Annotated in this window: 21 protein-coding genes; 16 read left to right on the top strand and 5 right to left on the bottom strand. The window is 66.2% G+C overall.

The genetic code is table 11. The features are described from left to right. Positions 1-56 precede the first annotated feature (56 nt). From lptF to rsmA, 6 genes are all read left to right on the top strand, one after another. Positions 57-1151, top strand: coding sequence for an LPS export ABC transporter permease LptF (gene lptF / locus EV656_RS08085; RefSeq protein WP_207287035.1), 1095 nt, complete (start codon positions 57-59; stop codon positions 1149-1151). After that, a complete protein-coding gene (lptG, locus tag EV656_RS08090; protein WP_132602045.1) occupies positions 1148-2248 on the top strand; it encodes an LPS export ABC transporter permease LptG in 1101 nt (366 codons plus the stop codon). The genes lptF and lptG overlap by 4 nt, the downstream gene beginning before the upstream one ends. Continuing rightward, positions 2248-4416, top strand: a complete 2169-nt coding sequence (locus EV656_RS08095) for an LPS-assembly protein LptD (RefSeq protein WP_132602048.1) — start codon at positions 2248-2250, stop codon at positions 4414-4416. The genes lptG and EV656_RS08095 overlap by 1 nt, the downstream gene beginning before the upstream one ends. A gap of 26 nt (positions 4417-4442) precedes the next feature. Continuing rightward, on the top strand, positions 4443-5330 hold the full coding sequence (locus EV656_RS08100; protein ID WP_165918966.1) for a SurA N-terminal domain-containing protein: 888 nt from the start codon (positions 4443-4445) through the stop codon (positions 5328-5330). Beyond that, on the top strand, positions 5327-6301 hold the full coding sequence (gene pdxA, locus EV656_RS08105; protein WP_132602054.1) for a 4-hydroxythreonine-4-phosphate dehydrogenase PdxA: 975 nt from the start codon (positions 5327-5329) through the stop codon (positions 6299-6301). The genes EV656_RS08100 and pdxA overlap by 4 nt, the downstream gene beginning before the upstream one ends. An 85-nt stretch (positions 6302-6386) precedes the next feature. Then, a complete protein-coding gene (gene rsmA, locus EV656_RS08110) occupies positions 6387-7226 on the top strand; it encodes a 16S rRNA (adenine(1518)-N(6)/adenine(1519)-N(6))-dimethyltransferase RsmA (RefSeq protein WP_132602057.1) in 840 nt (279 codons plus the stop codon). Between the two features lie 23 nt (positions 7227-7249). Here the strand turns inward: rsmA and EV656_RS08115 are convergent, their stop codons facing one another. The 4 genes from EV656_RS08115 to EV656_RS08130 all read right to left on the bottom strand — a co-directional run bounded on the left by EV656_RS08115 (position 7250) and on the right by EV656_RS08130 (position 10478). Then, complete coding sequence (locus EV656_RS08115; protein WP_132602060.1) at positions 7250-7849, bottom strand: DUF4167 domain-containing protein; 600 nt, start codon at positions 7847-7849, stop codon at positions 7250-7252. Between the two features lie 242 nt (positions 7850-8091). Continuing rightward, positions 8092-8928, bottom strand: a complete 837-nt coding sequence (gene prmC, locus EV656_RS08120; protein WP_132602063.1) for a peptide chain release factor N(5)-glutamine methyltransferase — start codon at positions 8926-8928, stop codon at positions 8092-8094. Continuing rightward, positions 8925-9977, bottom strand: a complete 1053-nt coding sequence (gene prfA / locus EV656_RS08125) for a peptide chain release factor 1 (RefSeq protein WP_132602065.1) — start codon at positions 9975-9977, stop codon at positions 8925-8927. Before prfA ends, prmC begins: the two co-directional genes overlap by 4 nt. 30 nt (positions 9978-10007) lie before the next feature. Further along, on the bottom strand, positions 10008-10478 hold the full coding sequence (locus tag EV656_RS08130; RefSeq protein WP_132602067.1) for a DUF1499 domain-containing protein: 471 nt from the start codon (positions 10476-10478) through the stop codon (positions 10008-10010). Between the two features lie 129 nt (positions 10479-10607). Here EV656_RS08130 and mazG point away from each other — a divergent pair, with 129 nt between their 5' ends. Together mazG and EV656_RS08140 are read left to right on the top strand one after the other, a co-directional pair. Then, positions 10608-11441 (top strand): nucleoside triphosphate pyrophosphohydrolase, encoded by an 834-nt coding sequence (mazG, locus tag EV656_RS08135; RefSeq protein WP_132602070.1) that lies wholly within the window; start codon positions 10608-10610, stop codon positions 11439-11441. Positions 11442-11525: 84 nt separating this feature from the next. Beyond that, positions 11526-12533, top strand: coding sequence for a Fe(3+) ABC transporter substrate-binding protein (locus EV656_RS08140; protein WP_132602073.1), 1008 nt, complete (start codon positions 11526-11528; stop codon positions 12531-12533). A gap of 21 nt (positions 12534-12554) precedes the next feature. On the opposite strand, the gene cbbR is transcribed toward EV656_RS08140, so the two are convergent. Then, positions 12555-13475, bottom strand: a complete 921-nt coding sequence (gene cbbR, locus EV656_RS08145) for a LysR family regulator CbbR (RefSeq protein ID WP_132602076.1) — start codon at positions 13473-13475, stop codon at positions 12555-12557. A gap of 117 nt (positions 13476-13592) precedes the next feature. Here cbbR and EV656_RS08150 point away from each other — a divergent pair, with 117 nt between their 5' ends. The 8 genes from EV656_RS08150 to rpe all read left to right on the top strand — a co-directional run bounded on the left by EV656_RS08150 (position 13593) and on the right by rpe (position 23064). Beyond that, positions 13593-14600 (top strand): class 1 fructose-bisphosphatase, encoded by a 1008-nt coding sequence (locus EV656_RS08150; RefSeq protein WP_132602079.1) that lies wholly within the window; start codon positions 13593-13595, stop codon positions 14598-14600. Positions 14601-14620: 20 nt separating this feature from the next. After that, a complete protein-coding gene (locus tag EV656_RS08155) occupies positions 14621-15493 on the top strand; it encodes a phosphoribulokinase (protein ID WP_132602082.1) in 873 nt (290 codons plus the stop codon). Positions 15494-15506: 13 nt separating this feature from the next. Next, positions 15507-17501, top strand: a complete 1995-nt coding sequence (gene tkt / locus EV656_RS08160) for a transketolase (protein WP_132602085.1) — start codon at positions 15507-15509, stop codon at positions 17499-17501. A 13-nt stretch (positions 17502-17514) separates the two neighbouring features. Next, positions 17515-18516 carry a type I glyceraldehyde-3-phosphate dehydrogenase gene (gap, locus tag EV656_RS08165; protein WP_132602088.1) on the top strand — a complete coding sequence of 334 codons (1002 nt, stop codon included), beginning with the start codon at positions 17515-17517 and terminating at the stop codon, positions 18514-18516. After that, positions 18516-19724, top strand: coding sequence for a phosphoglycerate kinase (locus tag EV656_RS08170; RefSeq protein WP_132602091.1), 1209 nt, complete (start codon positions 18516-18518; stop codon positions 19722-19724). Before gap ends, EV656_RS08170 begins: the two co-directional genes overlap by 1 nt. Before the next feature lie 11 nt (positions 19725-19735). Further along, positions 19736-20800 carry a class II fructose-bisphosphate aldolase gene (gene fba, locus EV656_RS08175; RefSeq protein ID WP_132602094.1) on the top strand — a complete coding sequence of 355 codons (1065 nt, stop codon included), beginning with the start codon at positions 19736-19738 and terminating at the stop codon, positions 20798-20800. 99 nt (positions 20801-20899) lie between these two features. Then, the gene (locus EV656_RS08180) at positions 20900-22282 is read left to right on the top strand and encodes a ribulose-bisphosphate carboxylase (protein ID WP_132602097.1); all 1383 of its coding nucleotides are present in this window, start codon (positions 20900-20902) and stop codon (positions 22280-22282) included. A gap of 86 nt (positions 22283-22368) precedes the next feature. Further along, positions 22369-23064, top strand: a complete 696-nt coding sequence (rpe, locus tag EV656_RS08185) for a ribulose-phosphate 3-epimerase (RefSeq protein ID WP_132602100.1) — start codon at positions 22369-22371, stop codon at positions 23062-23064. Positions 23065-23085 lie beyond the last annotated feature (21 nt).

The raw sequence follows: 23085 nt of genomic DNA on the forward strand, positions 1-23085 counted from the left end.
TGTCGCTGGGAAACTGGCTGTCCTGGGGGGGATAGGTGCCGAGATTCGACAGATACATGCTGTCGCAACTGACGATACTGTTCGGCTTCTTCGGGCTCGTCCTCGTGTCGCTTTACTGGCTGAACCAGGCCGTAAAGCTGTTCGAGCGCCTGATCGGAGACGGGCAATCGGCGCAGGTTTTTCTTGAGTTCACGGCACTTACCCTGCCCGACATCATAGGACGTGTGCTGCCGCTGGCCGCCTTTGCCGGCACCGTGCAGGTGATGAACCGCATGAGCAACGAAAGCGAACTGGTCGTGATGCAGGCCACCGGGCTGAGCCCCTGGCGCATGGCCCGCCCGGTGCTGGTCTTCGGGCTGGGCGTGGCGGTGCTGGCCTCTGTGCTCAGCCATGGGCTGGTGCCCGCCAGCCAGGCGCAACTGGCAGAGCGCCGCGCCGAGATCGCCCGCGACGTGACTTCACAGGTGTTGTCGGAGGGGCGCTTCCTGCACCCCGCGCCCGGCGTCACCGTCTATATCCGCGAGATCACGCCGGCCAGCGAGTTGCAGGACATTTTCCTGTCCGATGCGCGCGAAGAGGGGCGGCAGGTCACCTACACCGCCAAGCGGGCGCTGCTGGTCGACAGTGCAACCGGCCCCAAGCTGGTGATGTTCGACGGCATGGCGCAATCCCTCTCGGACGAGAACGGCCGCCTTTCGACCGCGCGCTTTGCCGATTTCACCTATGACATCGGCGCGCTGGTCGACAGCGGGACCACCGGGCGCACACGACTGACCACGCTGCCCACCCTGGCGCTGCTATCGCCCTCGCCCGCCCGGCTGGAGGCGGCCCGCGCCACCCGGGCCGAGGCCCTGCAAGAGGGGCACGAACGCTTTGCCGGGCCGCTGCTGGCGGTGGCCGGGGCGCTGGTGGGGTACGGAGCGCTGCTGCTGGGCGGTTTCTCGCGTTTCGGGGCGGGGCGGCAGATGGTGCTGGGCGTGGTGCTGCTGATCGCGATCCACCTGTTGAACAACTCGGCCAGCGATATCGCCCGGCGCGACGCGGCGCTGTGGCCGGTGACCTACCTGGCGCCCTTGGCGGGCATGGCGATGGGAACAGTACTGATCGCGATGTCGGGGCGGCGACGGCGGTTGCGGGGGGCGATGACGTGACCCTGCACCTCTACTTCGCGCGCAAGTTCGCCATCAGTCTGCTGACCGTGACGGCGCTGTTCACAGCACTTTTCCTGCTGATCGACATGGTCGAACAGTTGCGCCGGTTCGACATCGGCGTGATCGGACCTGCGCAGGCGCTGCACCTGTCCGCACTGAAGGTGCCCGCCGACCTGTATGGCCTGCTGCCGCTGATCGTTCTGCTGGCGACGGTAGCGCTGTTCCTGGGCTTGGCGCGCACCTCGGAACTGGTGGTCACCCGCGCCTCGGGCCGGTCGGCGCTGCGCAGCCTGGTCGCGCCGGTGGCCACGGCCGTGGCCCTGGGCGCGGGGGCCGTGGCCGTTCTGAACCCGATCGTCGCGGCCACGACCACGCAATACGAAACGGTGGCCACGCGCTATTCGCAGGATGAGATTTCTGTCCTTTCGGTCAGCGACGAGGGGCTGTGGCTGCGCCAGGGCACGCCCGAGGGGCAGATGGTGATCCATGCGGCGCGGACCGACGCGGACGCGACCCGATTTATCGAGGTGACGTTTCTGGGGTTCGATCTGACCGGCGATCCGCGCCTGCGGATCGCGGCCGACCATGCCATCCTGACCCCGGCGGGGTGGGATATCCGCAACGCCAAGCGGTGGGATCTTGGCCCCGACACCGCCAACCCCGAGGCCAGCGCAACCCTTCACGACCGGCTGGCCCTGCCCTCTGACCTGACGCGCGAACGGATCCGGGACAGTTTCGCCAGCCCCTCTGCCATCCCGATATGGGAATTGCCCGCCTTCATTCAGGGGATGGAGCGGGCCGGGTTTTCCGCCCGCGCGCACCGGGTCTGGCTACAGACCGAGTTCGCCCGCCCGGTTCTGCTGGCCGCGATGGTGCTGCTGGGCGCGGGGTTCACCATGCGTCACAGCCGTTTCGGACGGACCGGCACAATGGTCATGCTGGCCTTTGCCGCGGGGCTGGGCCTGGTTTTTCTGCGCAATTTCGCCCAGGTCCTGGGCGAAATCGGCGAAATCCCCGTCGCCCTGGCCGCATGGAGTCCCCCCGCCGCCGGCATCCTGCTGTCGCTGGGCCTGCTGCTGCACCTGGAGGACGGGTGATGCGGCGGCTGTTGCTTTCCCTTGTCGCGCTCTGCGCACTGGCCCTGCCCGGTGCGGCGCAACAGGCGCCGGGCCCCGCGACGCTGATTGCCGACAGCATTTCGGTCGGTGAGATGTCCAACCTTGTCGCGGAAGGCAATGTCGAGGTTTTCCAAGACGGCGCCCGCCTTACCGCGCGGCGCATCGTCTATGACCGCCGCGGCGAAACACTGGAAATCACCGGCCCGCTGACCCTGACCACCGGCGGCGAAACGGTCCTGCTGGCCGACAGCGCCGCGCTGTCGCCGGACCTGACCGAGGGCATCCTGCATTCCGCGCGCATGGTGCTACAGCAACAGGTCCAACTGGCCGCCGCCGACATCCGGCGCGTGTCGGACCGCTATACGGTCTTGGACCGCACCGTTGCCTCCTCTTGCCGGGTTTGCGAGATGTCCGAGGTTCCGCTGTGGCAGATCCGGGCGAAACGCATCGTGCACGACCAAGAGGAACGCCAACTCTATTTCGACCATGCGCGGCTGGAACTGGGGGGCTTGCCCATCTTCTATCTGCCGCGGCTGCGCCTGCCCGATCCCACGCTGAAGCGGGCAACCGGGTTCCTGGTGCCGGAACTGACCGCCAGCAACCGGCAGGGGACAGGGGTCAAGCTGCCCTATTTCATCGCGTTGGGACCGCATCGCGACCTGACCCTGACCCCCCATGTCACGACCGGCGGCACCCGAACGCTGGGCCTGCGCTATCGCCAGGCGTTTGCCCGCGGCGACCTGGCCTTTGAGGGGGCGGTGACGCGCGATGACCTGGTAACGGGGAAAACCCGCTATTACGCCTTCGTCGACGGTGAATTCGCCCTGCCCCGGGATTTCAAGCTGAGCTTCGACATCGAAACCACTTCGGACCCGGCCTACCTGCTGGATTACGACTTTTCCGACAAGGACCGCCTGGACAGCGCCCTGACCCTGACCCGCGCCCGGCGGGACGAATTGATCTTTGCCGAGCTGGTACATTTCAAGTCGCTGCGCGACACCGAGACCAATGACACGATCCCCTCGGTCGTGGGCGATCTCAGCTATCGCCAACGCTTTGACCCGCCCGGCGGCATCGGTGGGATGTTCGGGCTGACGCTGTCCGCGCACGGGGCCTGGCGGCGATCGGACGATCCCCTGGACCTGCCGCTTGCCACCCCGTTCGGCGATCCCGACCCCTATGGGCAGGGCATGGATGTCGGACGGCTGAGTGCCAAGCTGGACTGGCAGGGGCGGCAGGTCGTCGGCGGCGGTCTGGTGCTGGGCGGAATGGCGGAACTGGCGCTGGACCATTACACGGTCGCCGACGATGCCGCGCTGGCGGGCGATTACACGCGGCTAACGCCCGCAGCCGCCGCAGAGTTGCGCTGGCCCCTGGTGCGCAACGACGCCAACGGGGTCGGCCACCTGCTGGAGCCGGTCTTGCAACTGGCCTGGGCCGAGCGCGACACCAGCGGCATTCCCAACGACGACAGCGTGCTGGTCGAGTTTGACGAGGGCAACCTCTTCTCGCTTACCCGGTTCGCGGGCGAAGATGTGCGCGAGTCGGGGCTGCGACTGAACGCGGGGCTGGGCTGGACGCGCTACGACCCTGCGGGCTGGTCGTTGTCGATGCTGGTCGGGCGCATCTGGCGCGAACGCGATGACGGCCAGTTCGCGGCCGGGTCCGGGCTGGACGGTCTGCGCTCTGACTGGCTGACCGCGCTGGAGCTGCAATTGCCCAGCAACCTGACGCTGGCCAACCGCGCGCTGCTGGACGATGACGGGGTGACGCGATCGGACCTGCGGATCGACTGGCATTCCGACACGGTCAAACTAGGCTCCAGCCTGCTGTGGGCCGAGGCCAATATCGCTGAAAACAGCCTGACGGATCGGTCCGAATGGGTGATGGACGCGGCCTATCGCTTTCGTGACAACTGGACCGCAGAGGCCGATTGGCGCTACGACTTCGTCGGGGGCGAGGCGGCCTCGGCCAGCCTGGGGCTGGAATACCGCAACGAGTGCATCGCGGTCGATCTTTCGCTCTCGCACCGCTTCACCTCATCCACTAGTGTGAAGCCATCGACAGATTTCGGCCTGACGCTTTCGCTGGGCGGCTTCGGCAGCGAAACCCGGGCCGCCACGGATACCCGGCGGTGCATGCGATGAGACCGGGGCGCAAACGGAGGTTGAGCATGATGCGAATGACGGTTTGGCTGGCCGCGGCCGGAATGGCACTGTGGGCAACGGGGACGGCAGCGCAACAGGGTGGCCCCTTTGCACCGCGCCTGATCGTCAACGAAAGCGCGGTCACCAATTTCGAGATCGACCAGCGCCTGCGGTTCCTGACCATCCTGGGCGCCCCTGCTGAAATGCGCAACAACGTGTTGCAGATCCTGACCGACGAACGGTTGCAGATGCAGGCCGCCAAGCGGCTGGGCGTGATGCCCGAAGAAGAGGCCGTGCGCAGCGGGATGGAGGAATTCGCCGCCCGCGCCAACATGACCCCCGAGCAGCTGGTCACCGCGCTTGGGCAGCAGGGCATCGCCCCCGAAACCTTCCGCGATTTCGTGGCCTCCGGCATCGCATGGCGGCAAGTGGTGCGCAGCCGTTTCGGGCCGCGCCTGCAGATCACCGAAGCCGAGATCGACCGCGCCATCGCACGGGCGGCAGAGGGCGGGCCGCGCACCGTTGCGGTGGAATACGCCCTCTTTACCATGCCCGGCAAGACCCGCGCCGACGCCGAAAGGGTGCGCGCGCGCGTGGATACCTGCGACGACCTGTTCGGCGAGGCGCTGGATGCACCGCAGGACCGGCTGATCCGCGAAACCCGGGCCGTGGCCGATCTGCCTGCGGATATCGCCGGCCAGATCGGGCGACTGGATGCCGGCGAAAGCACCCTGGCGCTGAGCACGCCGCAGGCTGCGGTCCTGCTGATGGTCTGCGGCCGCACCCCCGCGCTCGGGGATGCCGAGGTCGACCGCGGCCAGATCCGCCAGCAACTGCAGAACCAGCGGCTGGTATCCTATGCCGACAGCTATCTGGCCGAACTGCGCGCCGACGCGATCATCCGCGAACCATGACCGACCGCCCCATCGTGATGAGCTGCGGCGAACCGGCCGGCATCGGCCCCGAGATCGCCGCCAAGGCCTGGGAGGTGCTGGGCGCGCGCCTGCCCTTTGCCTGGATCGGCGATCCGCGCCACCTGCCCGAGGGCACGCCGCACGCGGAAATCCACGATCCCGCACAGGCGCTGCACGTCGCGGCAACGGCGCTGCCGGTTCTGCGCCTGCCCTTCGCGGCGCCGGCCACGCCGGGCCGACCCGCCCCCGAGAACGCCGCCGGGGTGATAGAGGCCATCGCGCGCGGCGTGGATCTGGTGCAACGGGGAAGCGCCAGCGCCCTGTGCACCGCCCCCATCCACAAAAAGGCGCTGCAGGACGGCGCGGGTTTCGCCCATCCCGGCCATACCGAATACCTGGCCCATCTGGCGGGCGTGGATCGAGTGGTGATGATGCTGGCCTGCGAGGCGCTGCGAGTGGTGCCGGTCACGATTCATATCGCCCTGCGCGACGTGCCCGGCGCCCTGACCACCGACCTGCTGTCCGACACGATCCGCATCACCCATGCCGCCCTGATCCGCGATTTCGGGATCGAGACACCCCGCCTGGCCGTGGCCGGCCTGAACCCCCATGCGGGCGAAGGCGGCGCGATGGGGCGCGAGGAAATCGAGATGATCGCCCCGCTGCTGGAGGGGCTGCGCGCCGAAGGGCTGGCAATTTCCGGTCCCCTGCCCGCCGACACGATGTTTCACCCAGAGGCACGGGCGGGCTATGACGCGGCGGTTTGCATGTATCACGACCAGGCGCTGATCCCGATCAAGACGCTGGATTTCGCCCATGGGGTCAACGTGACCCTGGGCCTGCCCTTTATCCGAACCTCGCCCGATCACGGAACCGCCTTCGATATCGCGGGGACCGGGCAGGCAGATCCCTCCAGCCTGATCGCCGCGCTGGAGATGGCGCGCGACATGGCACGGGCGCGCGGCGCATGAACGGCGCGCCTTGTGGCACGCGGCCGGGCGTTTGCCACCCCCGGACCCCCGGCGGGTATTTTTGCCAAGAAGAAGGAGAGCCGCGGTGAGTGCCATCGACGGTCTGCCCCCCCTGCGCGAGGTGATCGCAACCCACGAGCTGAGCGCGAAGAAATCGCTGGGGCAGAACTTCTTGCTGGACCTGAACCTGACCGCCAAGATCGCGCGGGCCGCGGGCGATCTGGGCGGCGCCGACGTACTGGAGATCGGGCCGGGTCCGGGCGGACTGACCCGGGGCCTGTTGTCCGAGGGCGCGCGCCGCGTGCTGGCAGTGGAGAAGGACGCGCGATGCCTGCCCGCACTGGACGAGATATCGGCCACCTATCCCGGGCGCTTGGAGGTGATCAACGCCGATGCGCTGGCGCTGGACCCGCTGGCGCATCTGACCCCGCCGATCAAAGTTGTGGCGAACCTGCCCTATAACGTGGGCACGGAATTGCTGGTGCGCTGGCTGACGCCGCCTGCATGGCCGCCCTTTTGGGACAGCCTGACGCTGATGTTCCAGCGCGAGGTTGCCGAGCGGATCGTGGCCGCGCCGGGATCCAAGGCCTATGGCCGGTTGGCGGTTCTGGCGCAATGGCGTTGCGAGGCGCGGATCGCGATGCGCCTGCCGCCCGAGGCCTTTACCCCGCCGCCCAAGGTTGCCTCGGCGGTGGTGCACCTGACCGCCCTGCCGGCGCCGCGCTATCCCGCCGATCCGGCGGTTCTGGAACGGGTGGTGGCAGCGGCCTTTGGCCAGCGGCGCAAGATGCTGCGGGCCAGCCTGAAGGGGCTGGCCCCCGATATCGAGAGCGTTCTGCAAGATGCGGGAATCGCGCCCACCGATCGCGCCGAACAGGTGCCGGTAGAGGGGTTCTGTACCCTGACCCGGGCGCTGGCGCCCTAGGCAACACAGTGCGGCGGGCGGCGTTATTCCGCGGCCGGGGCCTCGTCCGGGGTGGACGCGGACGGCGTGTCGTCTTCGCCAGTGCCATCCTCATCGGCTTTCGCGGCCTTCGCCTTGCCCCGGGGGCGCGGGGCGCGGCGCGGGCGGCTGGCCGGTTTTTCCTCGGGGGTTTCGACCAGCGCGCTGTCCTCGCCACCCTCGTTCAGGTCGATCACATCGGCCCCGCCATCGGTTCCCGACGCGTCAGCGGCCGGCTTGTCCGGCTGGGTGTCCTGATTGCGCGGGGCGCCCTGATCCTCGTCACCGGAATCATCGCGCGGGCGGCGTTGCTCGCGCGCCTGGGCCTCTTGCTGGTCGCGGTCGCGCTTGGCCTCCTGGCTGCGCTGCGCCTCGCCCAGCAGGCGGGCGTAATGCTCGGCGTGCTGCTGGAAGTTTTCGGCCGCGATGCGATCGTTGCCCAGCTGCGCATCACGGGCAAGCTGATTGTACTTGTCGATGATCTGCTGCGGCGTGCCGCGCACCTTGCCCTCGGGGCCCGAACTGTCAAAGACGCGGTTGACGATGTTGCCCATCGACCGCGAGCGGTTGGACTTCGAGCGCGAACGTGACTTGGATGATCTCATGCGTTTACTGGTTTCCAGCCTAGTTGGCGTTATCGAGCGGGCGCCGCACCGCGGGGGGCGGATCGCGCGGCCCCGTCCGGCGGTTTACATGCCGACATGTGTCAGGCTTGCCCTGCGCCGCGGGCCAACAAGGCCCCTCCAAGCGCAGGAACGACTAAGCACGCCCCCAAAGGCGAGACAAGAGGAAAATACATCCGGTGCGGCCATTTGACAAAAGATGCGTCTGGCCTGTCGCATAACGGTTACGCTTCACGGACGGTGAGGCGGGCCTCGACCACCCGATCCCTGTTATCAAGGTCGGGATGCATGGCCACGATGTCAAGCCCGACAGCGGCCAGGATCGCCTGGACATCGGCGGCCTGGGTCGCGCCGATCTCGACCAGAAGGCGGCCGCCGGGGGCCAGCACACGCCCTGCCCCGGCGGCAATGGCGCGATAGGCGGTCAGCCCGTCGGCGCCGTCACTCAGCGCAGCTTGCGGTTCGTGGGAGAGCTCCGGCGCAAGAGCGGGCATTTCGGCGGCGGCAATATAGGGCGGGTTGGACACGACCAGATCGAACCGGCCCGTGACATCGGCAAACCAGTCCGATTGCAGGAACCGTGCCGTTTCAATGCCCAGCCGGGCGGCATTGTCACGGGCAACCGCCAACGCATCGGCAGAGATGTCCACGCCCAGCCCCGCGCTGCCGGGCCGTTCGGCCAGCAGCGACAACAGGATGCACCCCGACCCAGTGCCAAGATCCAGCACGGTTTGGAACGGCGCGGCCAGTGCCGCGGCAATCAGCGTTTCGGTTTCGGGGCGCGGGTCCAGAACATCCGGCGTGACGCGGAAATCCCGTCCATAAAAGGCGCGGGTGCCGGTGATGTGCGAAACGGGTTCGCGGGCGCAACGGCGGGCAAGCGCCTGGTCCAGCCGCGCCGCTGCCGCCGGGGCCAGCGGTTCGGGCAGGACCAGTGTCAAACGACCGGGCGCAATCCCCAGAGCATGGGCCAGCAGCCGCCTTGCATCGCGGGGGGCATCGGGCACGCGCGCATCCCGCAGCCGGGCCACCGCCGCGGCCAGCGCCTGGCTTCCGGTCACGACTCCATCTCGGCCAGTTGTGCGGCCTGGTCGTCCGCGATCAGGGCATCGATCACCTCATCCAGGTCGCCGGCCATGACCTGATCCAGCTTGTAAAGCGTCAGGTTGATGCGATGGTCGGTCATCCGGCCCTGGGGAAAATTGTAGGTGCGGATACGTTCCGAGCGATCGCCGGACCCCACCTGTGACTTGCGCGCCGCGGCGCGTTCCTCGGCGGCCTTGCGCCGCTCCAGGTCGAACAGCCGCGCGCGCAGCACCGACATGGCGGCGGCACGGTTCTGGTGCTGCGATTTCTCGGAACTGGTCACGACGATCCCGGTGGGCAGGTGGGTGATGCGCACGGCGGAATCGGTGGTGTTCACGTGCTGGCCGCCCGCGCCGCTGGCGCGCATGGTGTCGATGCGAATGTCGTTTTGCGCGATGTCGATATCCACATCCTCGGCCTCTGGCAGGACCGCGACGGTGGCGGCAGAGGTATGGATGCGCCCGCCGGATTCGGTTTCGGGCACGCGCTGGACGCGGTGCACGCCGGATTCGTATTTCAGCCGGGCAAAGACCCCCTCGCCCTGGATGCGGGCCATCACCTCCTTGATGCCGCCCAGTTCGGTCTGGTTCTCCTCCAGGATGGAAAAGCTCCAACCGCGCGCCTCGGCATAGCGCTGGTACATGCGCAGCAGATCACCGGCGAACAGCGCGGCCTCTTCGCCGCCCGTTCCGGGGCGGATCTCGACGATGGCGGGGCGGGCATCGGCCGCATCGCGGGGCAGCAGGGCCAGGCGCAGGGCCTGTTCCAGCTCTGGCAAACGGTCGCGCAGGGCGGGCAGTTCTTCCTCGGCCAGGGTGCGCATTTCCGGGTCGTCCAGCATCGCCTCGGCCTCGGCGATATCGTCCAGCAGGCCGCGGTAATCGGCGATGCGTTCGACAACCGGCCTCAGTTCCGCGTATTCGCGCCCCAGCTGGGCGAAATCCCCCGACGCCCCTTCGGCAAGCCGGGCCTCAAGGAATTCGAACCGCTGGGTGATCTGATCGAGTTTATCTAGGGGGACCATGACGCTTCCTCGCCCGAAGGCGCGGCGCGGTCAAGGGGCCAGCCGTTGCTCTAGCGCGACCTGCCAGCGGGCCATGCGCGCCGCGTTCACCCCCAGGTCGGAATAGCCGTACCGCGCGCGGGAAAAGGCCGCGTAGGTCGCCCCGCCCTCTACCGGCACGACCTTGATGGAGATGTAGTCGGGAAAGGCCCACAGCGCGGAACGCTGAACAAAGGTCTGCCACAGCGCATCCGGCGCCCCGGCGATCCGTTTGGTATTCGGTTCGGCAAGGGCCACCGAGGCAAGGGCAATTGCCAGGGCCTTGGGCGGCACGTCGTAGACCGGGGCCGAGTCGTCCCCCCCCTCGGGCCGGATCAGCACGGCGTTGGGGCTGCGCGGCTTGACCGCGGTCAGGGGATCGACATGCCAGCGGTCGGGATCGTCGGGAACCATGCGGAAATAGAAGGCGCCCGCCAGCCCTGCGGCGGCGATTACCGCAATCAGAAAAATCAGGATTTTCATCAGGTTTCCCCCGTTCGCGCGGCATTCTGCCAAGGCGTTAGCCTAGCGGGTTTGCGCGCGAGGGCCAGACATACTTTACATCCGCCCGCGCTTTTGCCCAAGTCGCCCCATCTGCGCAAGGAGGCCCCGATGACCCGTTCCCCGTCCGACGCCCTGGTTCACGATCCCAAGGGCGGCCTGCCGCGTTTGCTGGAAATCATGCGCCGGCTGCGCGACCCCGAAACCGGCTGCCCCTGGGACATCGAGCAGGATTTCACCTCGATCGCGCCCTACACAATCGAAGAGGCCTATGAGGTCGCCGACGCCATCGAGCGCCAGGCCTGGGACGAGTTGGAGGGGGAGCTGGGCGACCTGCTGTTGCAGACCGTCTATCATACGCAGATGGGCGAGGAAGCGGGGCTGTTCACCTTTGACACGGTCGCCAATGCCATCGCCGACAAGATGGTCGCCCGCCATCCCCATGTTTTTGGCGCGGACAGCCGGGACAAGTCCGCCGACCAGCAGACCCGCGACTGGGAAACGATCAAGGCGCGGGAGCGGGCCGCCAAACGTGCCCATGGCGTGCTGGACGACGTGGCGCTGGCGCTGCCGGCGCTGACCCGTGCGGTCAAACTGCAAAAGCGGGCCGCCCGGGTGGGGTTTGACTGGCCCGAGGTTGGACAGGTCGTGGACAAGATCGCCGAAGAGGCCCGCGAACTGGCCGAGGCCCGGGACACCATGAGCCAGGCCGAGGTCGAAGAGGAATTCGGCGACATGCTGTTTGCCGTGGCGAACCTGGCCCGCCACCTGAAGGTCGAGCCGGAGGATGCGCTGCGCGCCGCCAATGCCAAGTTCAACCGCCGCTTTCGCGGGGTAGAGGCAAAGCTGGCCGCGCGTGGCAAGCGGCCAGAAGAGTCGGACCTGACAGAGATGGACAGCCTGTGGGACGAGGTGAAGGCAGAGGAACGCGGAAATTTAACCTGAGTGAAACAATCGACCATTGACCCGACAAATTCTCTCGGCTTTTATCCGCCTGGGAAACGCAATCGCGAAGAACAGGGAGATTCCATGACGTTCCGCACCCTTCTGATGGCCAGCACCGCTGCCGCGCTGCTGGCCCCCGCGGCACAGGCCGACGTGAACATCTATTCCTACCGCCAGCCGGAACTGATCCAGCCGATGCTGGACGCCTTTACCCAGGAAACCGGCATCCGCACCAATATCGCCTTCCTGAACAAGGGGCTGGTGGAGCGGCTGCAGGCCGAGGGCGACCGCAGCCCCGCCGATATCATCCTGACGACCGACATCTCGCGCCTTTCGGCAGCCGTCGCCGCCGGCGTGACCCAGCCGGTCGACAGCGCGGTGCTGGAGGAAAACATCCCCGCCGCCTTTCGCGATCCGGGCGACCAGTGGTTCGGCCTGACGACCCGCGCCCGCATCGTCTACGCCAGCAAGGACCGCGTGGACCCGGCCGAGGTGACCACCTACGAGGATCTGACCGATCCGAAATGGCAGGGGCGGATCTGTACCCGCTCGGGGACGCACCCCTATAACCTGGCGCTGGTCGCGGCGGTGATCCACCACCACGGCGAAGAGGCCGCGAAGACGTGGCTGGAGGGCGTCAAGGCCAACCTTGCCCGCAAACCCCAGGGCAATGACCGCGCACAGGTCAAGGCGATCTGGGCCGGGGAATGCGACATCAGCCTGGGCAACACCTATTACATGGGCAAGATGCTGGAGGACGAGGAACAGCAAGACTGGGCCAACGCGGTGAACGTGCTGTTCCCCGAATTCCAGAACGGCGGCACCCATGTGAACGTCTCGGGCATCGCCATGACCCGCGCCGCGCCGAACCGCGACGACGCCCTGCAACTGATGGAGTTCCTGGCCTCGCCCCGGGCGCAGGCGCTGTATGCCGAGGTCAACCACGAATACCCTGTCAGCCCCACGACCGAGGCGTCCGACCTGGTGCAAAGCTGGGGCACGTTCACGCCTGACGACGTGAACCTGATGGACCTGGCCGCCCTGCGCGGTACAGCGCTGCGGCTGGTCGAAGAGGTCGATTTCGACGGCTGAGCCGCCCCGCGGCATGCAGGATCAGCGCGGCAGAAACGCGCCGCGCTGATCCACGATATGGGCATGCACCCGCCGCGCCGCGGAACTCAGCGGTGTTTCGCTGCGATGGACAAGGAACCACTGCCGGACCAAGGGCAGCGTGTCGGCCTGCAACTCGACCAGGCGCCCCAGCCGCAGTTCATCGGTCACCGTGTGGCGCGAGATGAAGGCGATCCCAAGCCCGGCCATGACCGCCTGCTTTATGGTTTCGTTGGTCTCCAACTCCATCACCCGCGCCGGGCTGCCGCTGGCAAGCCGCTCTATGAAACGGTCCATCAGGATGCGCGTGCCCGACCCTTCCTCGCGCGCCAGAAAGGTTTGCGCCAGGATCGCCTCGGGCGGCAACGCCCCCTGCCCGGCCAGTGGATGATCCGGCGGCGCGATCAGCACATGGGGGTGCGGCCCCAGCACGGTGGCCTGAACCTCGGGCACGCGGGGTGGCCGCCCCATGATCGCCAGATCGACCGAGGCGCTTTGCAGCGCGTTTACGATGGTATCGCGGTTTCCCACACGCAACAGCACATCGACCGTCGGAAAGGCACGCTGCAACTCGGCCACCAGGCGGGGCGCGAAATACTTGCCCGTGGACACCACGCCCAGGGTCACCATCCCCTCCATCCCCTCGTTCAGGGCGCGGACATGGTCGGCACAGGATTGCAGGGCGGTATCAATGGTGCGCGCGCCCACCAGCACGGCCTCGCCCTGCATGGTCAGGCGGACAACGCCCTGCCCGCCCCGCTCTACCAGACGGGCGTTGAAGCTGGACTCCAGCTGGCGCAGCTGCGCATGCACCGCCGGCGGGGTGAGGCGGATTGCCTCAGCCGCGGCGGTGATCGAGCCATGTTCCGCGATCGCCTGCAACGCCCTGAGTTGCTTGAATGTTACCGCTTCGGGACGGGGCATCGTGCACCTGAATTAAATTTTTTTTACGCCAGCTTTGGGGTTTTTAAATTCTCTACATTCCGGCTTTTCAACTAGCAAGCTGCAACGGCAAATCGCCGTCAGATTCGGGAGGAAATTATGCAGAACGAGAATCCGATCCGGGATTTGCAGCATATCCCCGCAGCCCTTCAGCCCCTTATGAATGCGCTGTGCGAGGTCGGTGCCGAGCTGGCCCATACGATTCAGCGCGGCCCCCTGGGTGGCGCCCTGGGTGCCTCGGTCGGCGAAAACCTGGGCGGCGACACGCAAAAGGCGCTGGACGTGATGGCCGATGACGCCTTCGCCGAAAAGCTCAAGACCGCCGATGTGCGCTGGTATGCGTCCGAGGAACAGGACGATGTCGTCGAACTGGACCCCAACGGCACCTACGCCCTGGCGATCGACCCGCTGGACGGCTCGTCCAACATCGACGTGAACGTGTCCATCGGCACCATCTTCTCGATCTTCGATGCCAAGGCGGACGGCGACGCGTCCTTCCTGCGTCCGGCGAACGAACAGCTGGGCGGCGGCTATATCATCTACGGGCCGCAGACCATGCTGGTCGTCACCTTCGGCAAGGGTACGCAGGAATACCTGCTGGACCCCGATAGCAAGCAGTTCGTGCTGGTCGACGAGGCGGTGAAGGTTCCGCAGACCTCGCGCGAATTCGCGATCAACGCGTCCAACTACCGCCACTGGCCGAAACCGATCCGTGCCTATATCGACGACTGCCTGGCCGGCGAAGAGGGGCCGCGCGAAAGCAACTTCAACATGCGTTGGGTGGCCTCGCTGGTGGCTGAAACCCACCGCATCCTGACCCGCGGCGGCGTGTTTCTGTATCCCGGCGACTCGCGCAAGGGGTATGAGCAGGGCCGCCTGCGCATGATCTACGAATGCGCCCCCATCGGATTTGTCATCGAACAGGCCGGCGGCCTGGCCACCGATGCGCAAGACCCGATCCTGTCGAAAACCGCCGACAAGCTGCACGCCCGCACGCCCTTCGTCTTCGGCTCGACCGACAAGGTCAGCCGTGTTGCCGCCTATCACGATCTGCCCGAGCAAGAAGTCAACGCGCTGTTCGGCAACCGCGGCCTGTTCCGCGTCTAAGAGTTCCTGGGAGGACAGTCATGAGCAAGAAACACCCGATCATTTCCGTCGTGGGCTCCTCCGGGGCCGGCACGTCGACCGTCAAGCACACCTTCGACCAGATCTTCCGCCGCGAAGGCGTCAAGGCCGTGTCGATCGAGGGCGACGCGTTCCACAAGTTCAACCGCAAGGACATGAAAGCCGAGCTGGACCGCCAATATGCCGCCGGCAACCACGGCTTCAGCCATTTCAGCTATGAGGCGAACGAACTGAAAGAGCTGGAACGCGTGTTCCGCGAATACGGTGAAACCGGCGCCGGCAAGACCCGCCACTATGTCCATGACGACGAAGAATCCGAAAGATACGGTGTCCCGCCGGGCAATTTCACAGAATGGGCCCCGTTCGAGGACGGTTCGGACCTGCTGTTCTATGAGGGCCTGCACGGCGCGGTCGTCAACGACGAGGTGAACCTGCCGCAATATGCCGACCTGAAGATCGGCGTCGTGCCGGTCATCAACCTGGAGTGGATCCAGAAGATCCACCGCGACAAGGCCAAGCGCGGCTACACCACCGAGGCGGTGACCGACGTGATCCTGCGCCGGATGCATTCCTACGTGCACTGCATCATCCCGCAGTTCACCGAAACCGACATCAACTTCCAGCGCGTGCCGGTGGTCGACACCTCCAACCCGCTGGTCGCCCGCTGGATCCCCACCCCGGACGAAAGCCTGGTGGTCATCCGCTTCAAGAACCCGCGCGGGATCGACTTTTCCTACCTGATCTCGATGATCCACGGTTCGTGGATGAGCCGGGCCAACTCGATCGTCATTCCCGGCGGCAAGCTGGACCTGGCGATGCAGCTGATCCTGACGCCGATGATCGAGCGTCTTGTCTCTGAATCCAAGCGCGCCTGAGGAGGCACCGACAATGAACGCCCCCACCCAGATCGACACCTCTGCCGAAGACCTGATGGCGAACGCCATCCGGGCCCTGTCCATGGACGCGGTCCAGGCTGCGAATTCCGGCCACCCGGGCGCGCCGATGGGCACCGCCGACATCGCCGCGGTGCTGTTCAACCGCTTCATGAAAATCGACCCCAGTGCCGACAAATGGGCCGACCGCGACCGCTTCGTCATGAGCGCGGGCCACGGCTCCATGCTGGTCTATGCGATCAACCACCTGCTGGGCTATGATGACATGGATATGGACCAGCTGCGCAACTTCCGCCAGATGGGCTATCGCACAGCCGGGCACCCGGAATACGGGCATGCCAAGGGCATCGAGGTCACGACCGGCCCGCTGGGCCAGGGCTTTTCCTCGGCGGTCGGCATGGCGCTGGCCGAGCGGATGCACAACGCCCGCTTTGGCGACGAACTGGTCGATCACTATACCTACGTGATCGCCGGCGACGGCTGCCTGATGGAAGGCGTCAGCCACGAGGTCATCGACTTTGCCGGCCACCACGGTCTGGGCCGTCTGATCGTGCTGTGGGATGACAACCAGATCACCATCGACGGGTCCACCGACGTGTCCACCTCGATGAACCAAAAGATGCGGTTCGAGGCCGCCGGCTGGCACGTACAGGCCGTTGACGGCCACGACAAGGAGGCCGTCGCCGCCGCGATCCAGGCCGCCCGCGAGGTGACCGACAAGCCCTCGATGATCGCCTGCCGCACCATCATCGGCTTTGGCGCGCCCAACAAGCAGGGCAGCCACAGCGTGCACGGCGCCCCCCTGGGCGACGAGGAAATCGCCGCCGCGCGCGAGGCGCTGGATTGGCCCCACGCCCCCTTCACCGTCCCGCAAGAGGTGTACGACGCCTGGCACGCCGTGTCGGCCCGCGGCCGCGCCGCGCGCGAGGCCTGGGAAACCCGCCTGACCGCCAGCGCCCACAAGGACGCGTTCCAGACCTCGATGGCCAACCCCGACGCCGCCGCGCTGGATGCCGCCATTGACGCCTACAAGGCGAAACTGTCGGCGGACGCGCCCAAGGTGGCCACCCGCAAGGCCAGCCAGATGGCGCTTGAGGTCATCAACGCCACCCTGCCCAACACCGCGGGCGGCTCTGCCGACCTGACGGGGTCCAACCTGACGATGACGGGCGACATGACCGACGTCACCGCCAGCGATTTCTCGGGCAACTACATCCGCTACGGCGTGCGCGAACACGGCATGAACGCCATCATGAACGGGATCGCGCTGCACGGGGGGTTCATCCCCTATGGCGGCACTTTCCTGATCTTTGCCGATTACGGGCGCGGTGCGATCCGCCTGGCCGCACTGATGGGCGTGCGGGTGATCTACGTGCTGACCCACGACTCCATCGGTCTGGGCGAGGATGGCCCGACCCACCAGCCGGTCGAGGTTCTGGCCTCGTACCGTGCGATGCCCAACCTCAACGTCTTCCGCCCCGCCGACGTGGTGGAAACCGCCGAGGCCTGGCAGGCCGCGCTGAAGTTCGAAAACACGCCCTCGATGCTGTCGCTGTCGCGCCAGGGCCTGCCCTGCCTGCGCACCGAGCATGTGGCGGAAAACATGGTCGCCAAGGGCGCCTATGTCCTGCGCGAGGCCGAGGGCGGACGCGACGTCACGCTGATCGGCACCGGCTCCGAGGTCGAGATCGCGATGAAGGCCGCCGACCTGCTGGCCGAAGAGGGCATCAAGGCCGCCGTTGTCTCTGCCCCCTGTTTCGAGCTTTTCGCCGCGCAGGATGACGCCTACAAGACATCCGTGCTGGGCGACGCGCCCCGCGTGGGCGTGGAAGCCGCTGTCGAACAGGGCTGGGCACCGCTCCTGGGCCAGAACGCGGCCTTCGTGGGCATGACCGGCTTTGGTGCCTCGGCGCCGGCGGGCGAACTGTACAAACATTTCGGCATCACTGCCGAAGCGGTGGCCGCGGCCGCCAAGGAACTGATCAAGTAAGAAGGGATGGAAGATGACTGTTAAAGTTGCAATCAACGGCTTCGGCCGGATCGGCCGCAACGTTCTGCGCGCCATCGTGGAATCGGGCCGCACCGATATCGAGGTGGTCGCCATCAACGACCTGGGTCCGGTGGAAACCAACGCCCACCTGGTGCGCTATGACAGCGTCCACGGCCGTTTCCCCGGCGAGGTCAAGGTCGACGGTGACACCATCGATGTGGGCCGTGGCCCGATCAAGGTGACCGCGATCCGCGACCCCAAGGAACTGCCCTGGGACGGTGTGGACATCGCGATGGAATGCACCGGCATCTTCACCGCCCGCGAAAAGGCCGCGATGCACCTGGAAAACGGCTCCAAGCGGGTTCTGGTCTCGGCGCCCGCCGCCGGTGCGGACAAGACCATCGTCTACGGTGTGAACCATGACGTGCTGACCGCCGACGACATGGTCGTGTCGAACGCCTCCTGCACCACCAACTGCCTGTCGCCGGTGGCCAAGGCGCTGAACGACGCCATCGGCATCAACCGCGGCTTCATGACCACGATCCACAGCTACACCGGCGACCAGCCGACGCTGGACACCATGCACAAGGACCTGTACCGCGCCCGTGCCGCCGCGATGTCGATGATCCCGACCTCGACCGGTGCGGCCAAGGCCGTGGGTCTGGTGCTGCCGGAACTGAACGGCAAGCTGGACGGCGTCGCGATCCGCGTGCCCACGCCGAACGTGTCGGTCGTGGACCTGGTGTTCGAAGCCTCGCGCGAGACCACTGTCGAGGAAGTGAACGCCGCGATCCGCGCCGCCGCCGATGGCCCGATGAAGGGCGTTCTGGGCTACACGGACGAGCCGAACGTTTCCACCGACTTCAACCACAACCCGCATTCCTCGGTCTTCCACATGGATCAGACCAAGGTGATGGACGGCACGATGGTTCGCATTCTGACCTGGTACGACAACGAGTGGGGCTTCTCCTCGCGCATGTCGGACACCGCTGTCGCGATGGGGGCGCTGCTCTGATGACGCTGACGCCCCTGACATCTTGGGATGTTTCGGGCGCGCGCCTTGCGGTGCGGGCAGACCTGAACGTGCCGCTGATACATGAGGGGCTGGGCGATACCACGCGTATCGCCCGCTTCGCCGAAGGGATGAAACCCCTGCTGGACCAGGGTGCGCGCATCGTCGTGCTGACCCATCTGGGCCGGCCCGAGGGCGAGTTGACGCCGCACCTGACCACAGAGCGGCTGAAACCCGCGCTGGAGGCGGCACTGCAACGTCCCGTCATCTTTAACGACACTTGCGCCGGGCCGATCGTCGAACGCGCCAGCGAGTTGCTGGAACCCGGCCAGGTCTTGCTGTGCGAGAACCTGCGCTTCGAACGCGGCGAAGAGCAGAACGACCCGATGCTGGGCGCCCAACTGGCCAAGCTGGGCGATATCTACGTCAACGACGCCTTTTCCTGCTGTCACCGGGCGCATGCCTCGACCACCTCGGCGGTGCTGGCCGCCGAAACCGTCGCCGCCGGGCCGCTCTTCATGAAAGAGATGACCGCCCTTGAAAGCGCGTTGGACGAACCGCAATACCCCTCGGTCGCGGTCATCGGGGGGGGCAGCATCGCGCCCCGGCTGGGCGTTCTGAAACGTCTGGCCCCCAAGATCGACACGATCCTGCTGGGCGGCGGGCTGGCAAACGCCTTTCTGTTCGCGCGCGGCTATTCCATCGGCCGGTCCTTCGTGGAACGCGAATATGCCGAGGACATTCTGGAAATCTCGGCCCTGGCGATGGTCGCCGGCTGCGAGATCGTGACGCCAAAGGATTTCATCGTCGCCAGCAACCAGCGCAGCGACGTGAAATCCTATCCCGTGCCGCTGGGGGGCATCCGCGCCAACCGGCGCATCCTGGATATCGGCCCCGAAACGGTCGCCCATTATCAGGACATCCTGCGCGGCGCGCGGACGATCCTGTGGAACGGCCCGGTTGGCACCTATGAAACCCCGCCCTTCAACGCGGGCACCAACGCGCTGGCCAAGACCGTGGCCGAGCACAGCCGCGCCGGTCTGTGCGTCTCGGTGGCGGGGGGCGCGGACACGATGGCGGCGCTGAACGCGGCCGGCGTGATGAAAGACTTTACCCATGTCTCCACCGCCGGTGGGGCATTCCTGGACTGGCTGGAGGGCCGCACCCTGCCCGGCCTTGCAGCCTTGGAACGCAAAGAACACGCAGCCTGACGGAGGATACGATGGCTCTTATTACCATGCGGCAACTGCTGGATCACGCGGCCGAATACGGCTACGGCGTCCCGGCCTTCAACATCAACAACATGGAACAGGGTCTGGCGATCATGAACGCGGCGCAAAAATGCGACGCGCCCGTCATCATGCAGGCCAGCCGCGGCGCCCGCAAATACGCCGGCGACATCATGCTGCGCCACATGATCCAGGCCCTGGCCGAGATGTTCCCGAACATCCCGCTGTGCATGCATCAGGACCACGGCAACAACGAGGCCACCTGCCTGAGCGCCATCAAGCACGGCTTTACCTCGGTCATGATGGACGGCTCGCTGCAAGAAGACATGAAGACACCCGCCGATTGGGACTACAACGTCCGCATCACCAAGGCCGTGTCGGACATGGCCCACTGGGTCGGTGCCTCGGTCGAGGGCGAGCTGGGCGTTCTGGGCAACCTGGAAACCGGCGAGGCCGCGAAAGAGGACGGATCGGGCGCAGAGGGCAAGCTGTCGAAAGACCAGCTGCTGACCGACCCCGACGAGGCCGCCGACTTCGTCAAGTTGACCAAGGTCGACGCCCTGGCCATCGCCTGCGGCACCAGCCACGGCGCCTACAAGTTCAGCCAGAAACCGACCGGCGAAACCCTGGCGATCAGCCAGATCGAGAAGATCCACGCCAAGATCCCGGACGTGCACCTGGTGATGCACGGCTCGTCCAGCGTGCCGCAATACCTGCAAGACCTGATCAACGAGTTCGGCGGCGAGATGCCCCAGACCTACGGCGTGCCGGTCGAAGAGATCGAGCGCGGCATCAAGTCGGGCGTGCGCAAGGTCAACATCGACACCGACAACCGCATGGCCCTGACCGGCCAGTTCCGCAAGGTCGCGATGGAAAAGAAAACCGAATTCGACCCGCGGAAATTCATGATCCCCGCGATGGAAGAAATGACCAAGCTGTGCCTCGACCGGTTTGAACGTTTCGGCACCGCGGGCAACGCCTCCAAGATCGACGTGATCTCGATGGATGACATGGCCGCCCGCTACGCCGATGGCAGCCTGGACCCCAAGGTCAACTAAGACCTGACGACACCGGGTGCCCGGCTGCGTGGAAACGGCCGGGCGCCTGCGAAAAACCGGAAACGCGCGAAACCGAAACCCCTCGGGAGGAATAACCGAATGGACCAGTCAAACCGCTACGCGCGTCTTGACCTCGATGAGAAAGCGCTTATCGAAGGCGGCCGCCACGTTCTGTGTGCCTACATCATGAAGCCGAAAGAGGGCTTTGGCGACTACCTGTCCGTCGCCGCCCATTTCGCCGCCGAAAGCTCGACCGGCACGAATGTCGAGGTCTGCACCACCGACGATTTCACCAAGGGCGTCGACGCGCTGGTCTATGAGATCGACCCAGAGAAAGAGCTGATGAAGATCGCCTATCCGATCGAGCTGTTCGACCGGAACATCATCGACGGCCGCGCGATGCTGGCGTCCTTCCTGACGCTGACCATCGGCAACAACCAGGGCATGGGCGACGTTGAATACGCCAAGATGCACGACTTCTACGTGCCGCCCGCCTATCTGCGCCTGTTCGACGGCCCGTCGATGAACATTCAGGACATGTGGCGCGTTCTGGGCCGTCCGATCGAAAACGGCGGCATGGTCGTGGGCACCATCATCAAGCCGAAACTCGGCCTGCGCCCGCAGCCCTTTGCCGATGCCTGCTATGAATTCTGGCTGGGCGGCGATTTCATCAAGAACGACGAACCCCAGGGCAACCAGGTCTTCGCACCGCTGAAGGACACGATCACCCTGGTCGCCGACGCGATGAAGCGCGCCCAGGACGAAACCGGCCAGGCCAAGCTGTTCTCGGCCAACATCACCGCCGACGATCCGGCCGAGATGATCGCCCGCGGCGAATACATCCTGGAAACCTTTGGCCCCGACGCCGATCACGTCGCCTTCCTGGTGGATGGCTACGTTGCCGGCCCGACTGCCGTGACCGCCTGCCGCCGCAACTTCCCCAAGCAGTTCCTGCACTACCACCGTGCGGGCCACGGCGCCGTGACCTCGCCCCAGTCCAAGCGCGGCTATACCGCTTTCGTGCACTGCAAGATGTCGCGCCTGTCGGGGGCCTCGGGCATCCACACCGGCACCATGGGCTTTGGCAAGATGGAAGGCGACGCCGCAGACAAGGCCATCGCCTTCATGCTGGAGCAGGACGCCGCCGATGGCCCCTACTACCACCAGGAATGGCAGGGCATGAAGCCGACCACCCCGATCATCTCGGGCGGGATGAACGCGCTGCGCCTGCCGGGCTTCTTTGACAACCTGGGCCACGCCAACATCATCCAGACCTCGGGCGGCGGCGCCTTTGGGCATCTGGACGGTGGCACCGCCGGGGCCAAGTCGCTGGGTCAGGCGCATGACGCCTGGAAGGCTGGCGTGAACCTGGTGGACTACGCCAAGGAGCACAAAGAACTGGCCCGCGCCTTCGAAAGCTTCCAGAACGACGCTGACAAGCTCTACCCGGGCTGGCGCGAGAAACTGGGCGTTGCCGCCTAAGCGCGCCCAGTCCAACGGCGCGGGCCGGGGGGTCTTCCCTTCCCTCCCGGTCCGCGCACCCCAAACCTTCGGGAGGAAACGAAGAGATGTTTGACCGTTCCATCAAGATCGCGCCGTCGATCCTGTCGGCCGATTTCGCCAATTTCGGGCAGGAAATCCGGGCCATCGAGGCGCAGGGCGCCGATTGGGTGCATGTGGACGTGATGGACGGGCATTTCGTCCCGAACCTCACCTTCGGCCCCCCCGCGGTGAAGGCGTTCCGCCCGCATGTCAAAACCTTCATGGACGTGCATCTGATGATCGCGCCGGTGGACCCCTATATCGAAGCGTATGCCGAGGCCGGCGCGGACATGATTACCGCCCATGTCGAGGCGGGCCCGCATATCCACCGCACGTTGCAGGCGATCAAGGCGCAGGGCGTCAAGGCCGGTGTCGTGCTGAACCCCGGCACCCCCGCCGAGGCGGTCGAGGACGTGCTGGACCTGTGCGACATGGTCCTGATCATGACGGTGAACCCCGGTTTCGGCGGGCAGAAGTTCATCCATTCCGGCGTGGAAAAGACCCGCAAGATCCGCAAGATGATCGGCGACCGCCCGATCCACATCCAGATCGACGGCGGCATCACGCCCGAAACCGCGCCGCTGGTCGTGGCAGCGGGCGCCGACGTTCTGGTCGCGGGCTCTGCCGTGTTCAAGGGCGGCTCGGTCGATACGCCCGAGGTCTACGGCGCCAATATCCGCGCCATCCGCGAGGCCGCCGAGGCCGCGCAACAGGCCGCCTGATCCATCATATCCAACGCTCCG

Source organism: Rhodovulum adriaticum (assembly GCF_004345735.1).
Lineage (GTDB): Bacteria > Pseudomonadota > Alphaproteobacteria > Rhodobacterales > Rhodobacteraceae > Rhodovulum > Rhodovulum adriaticum.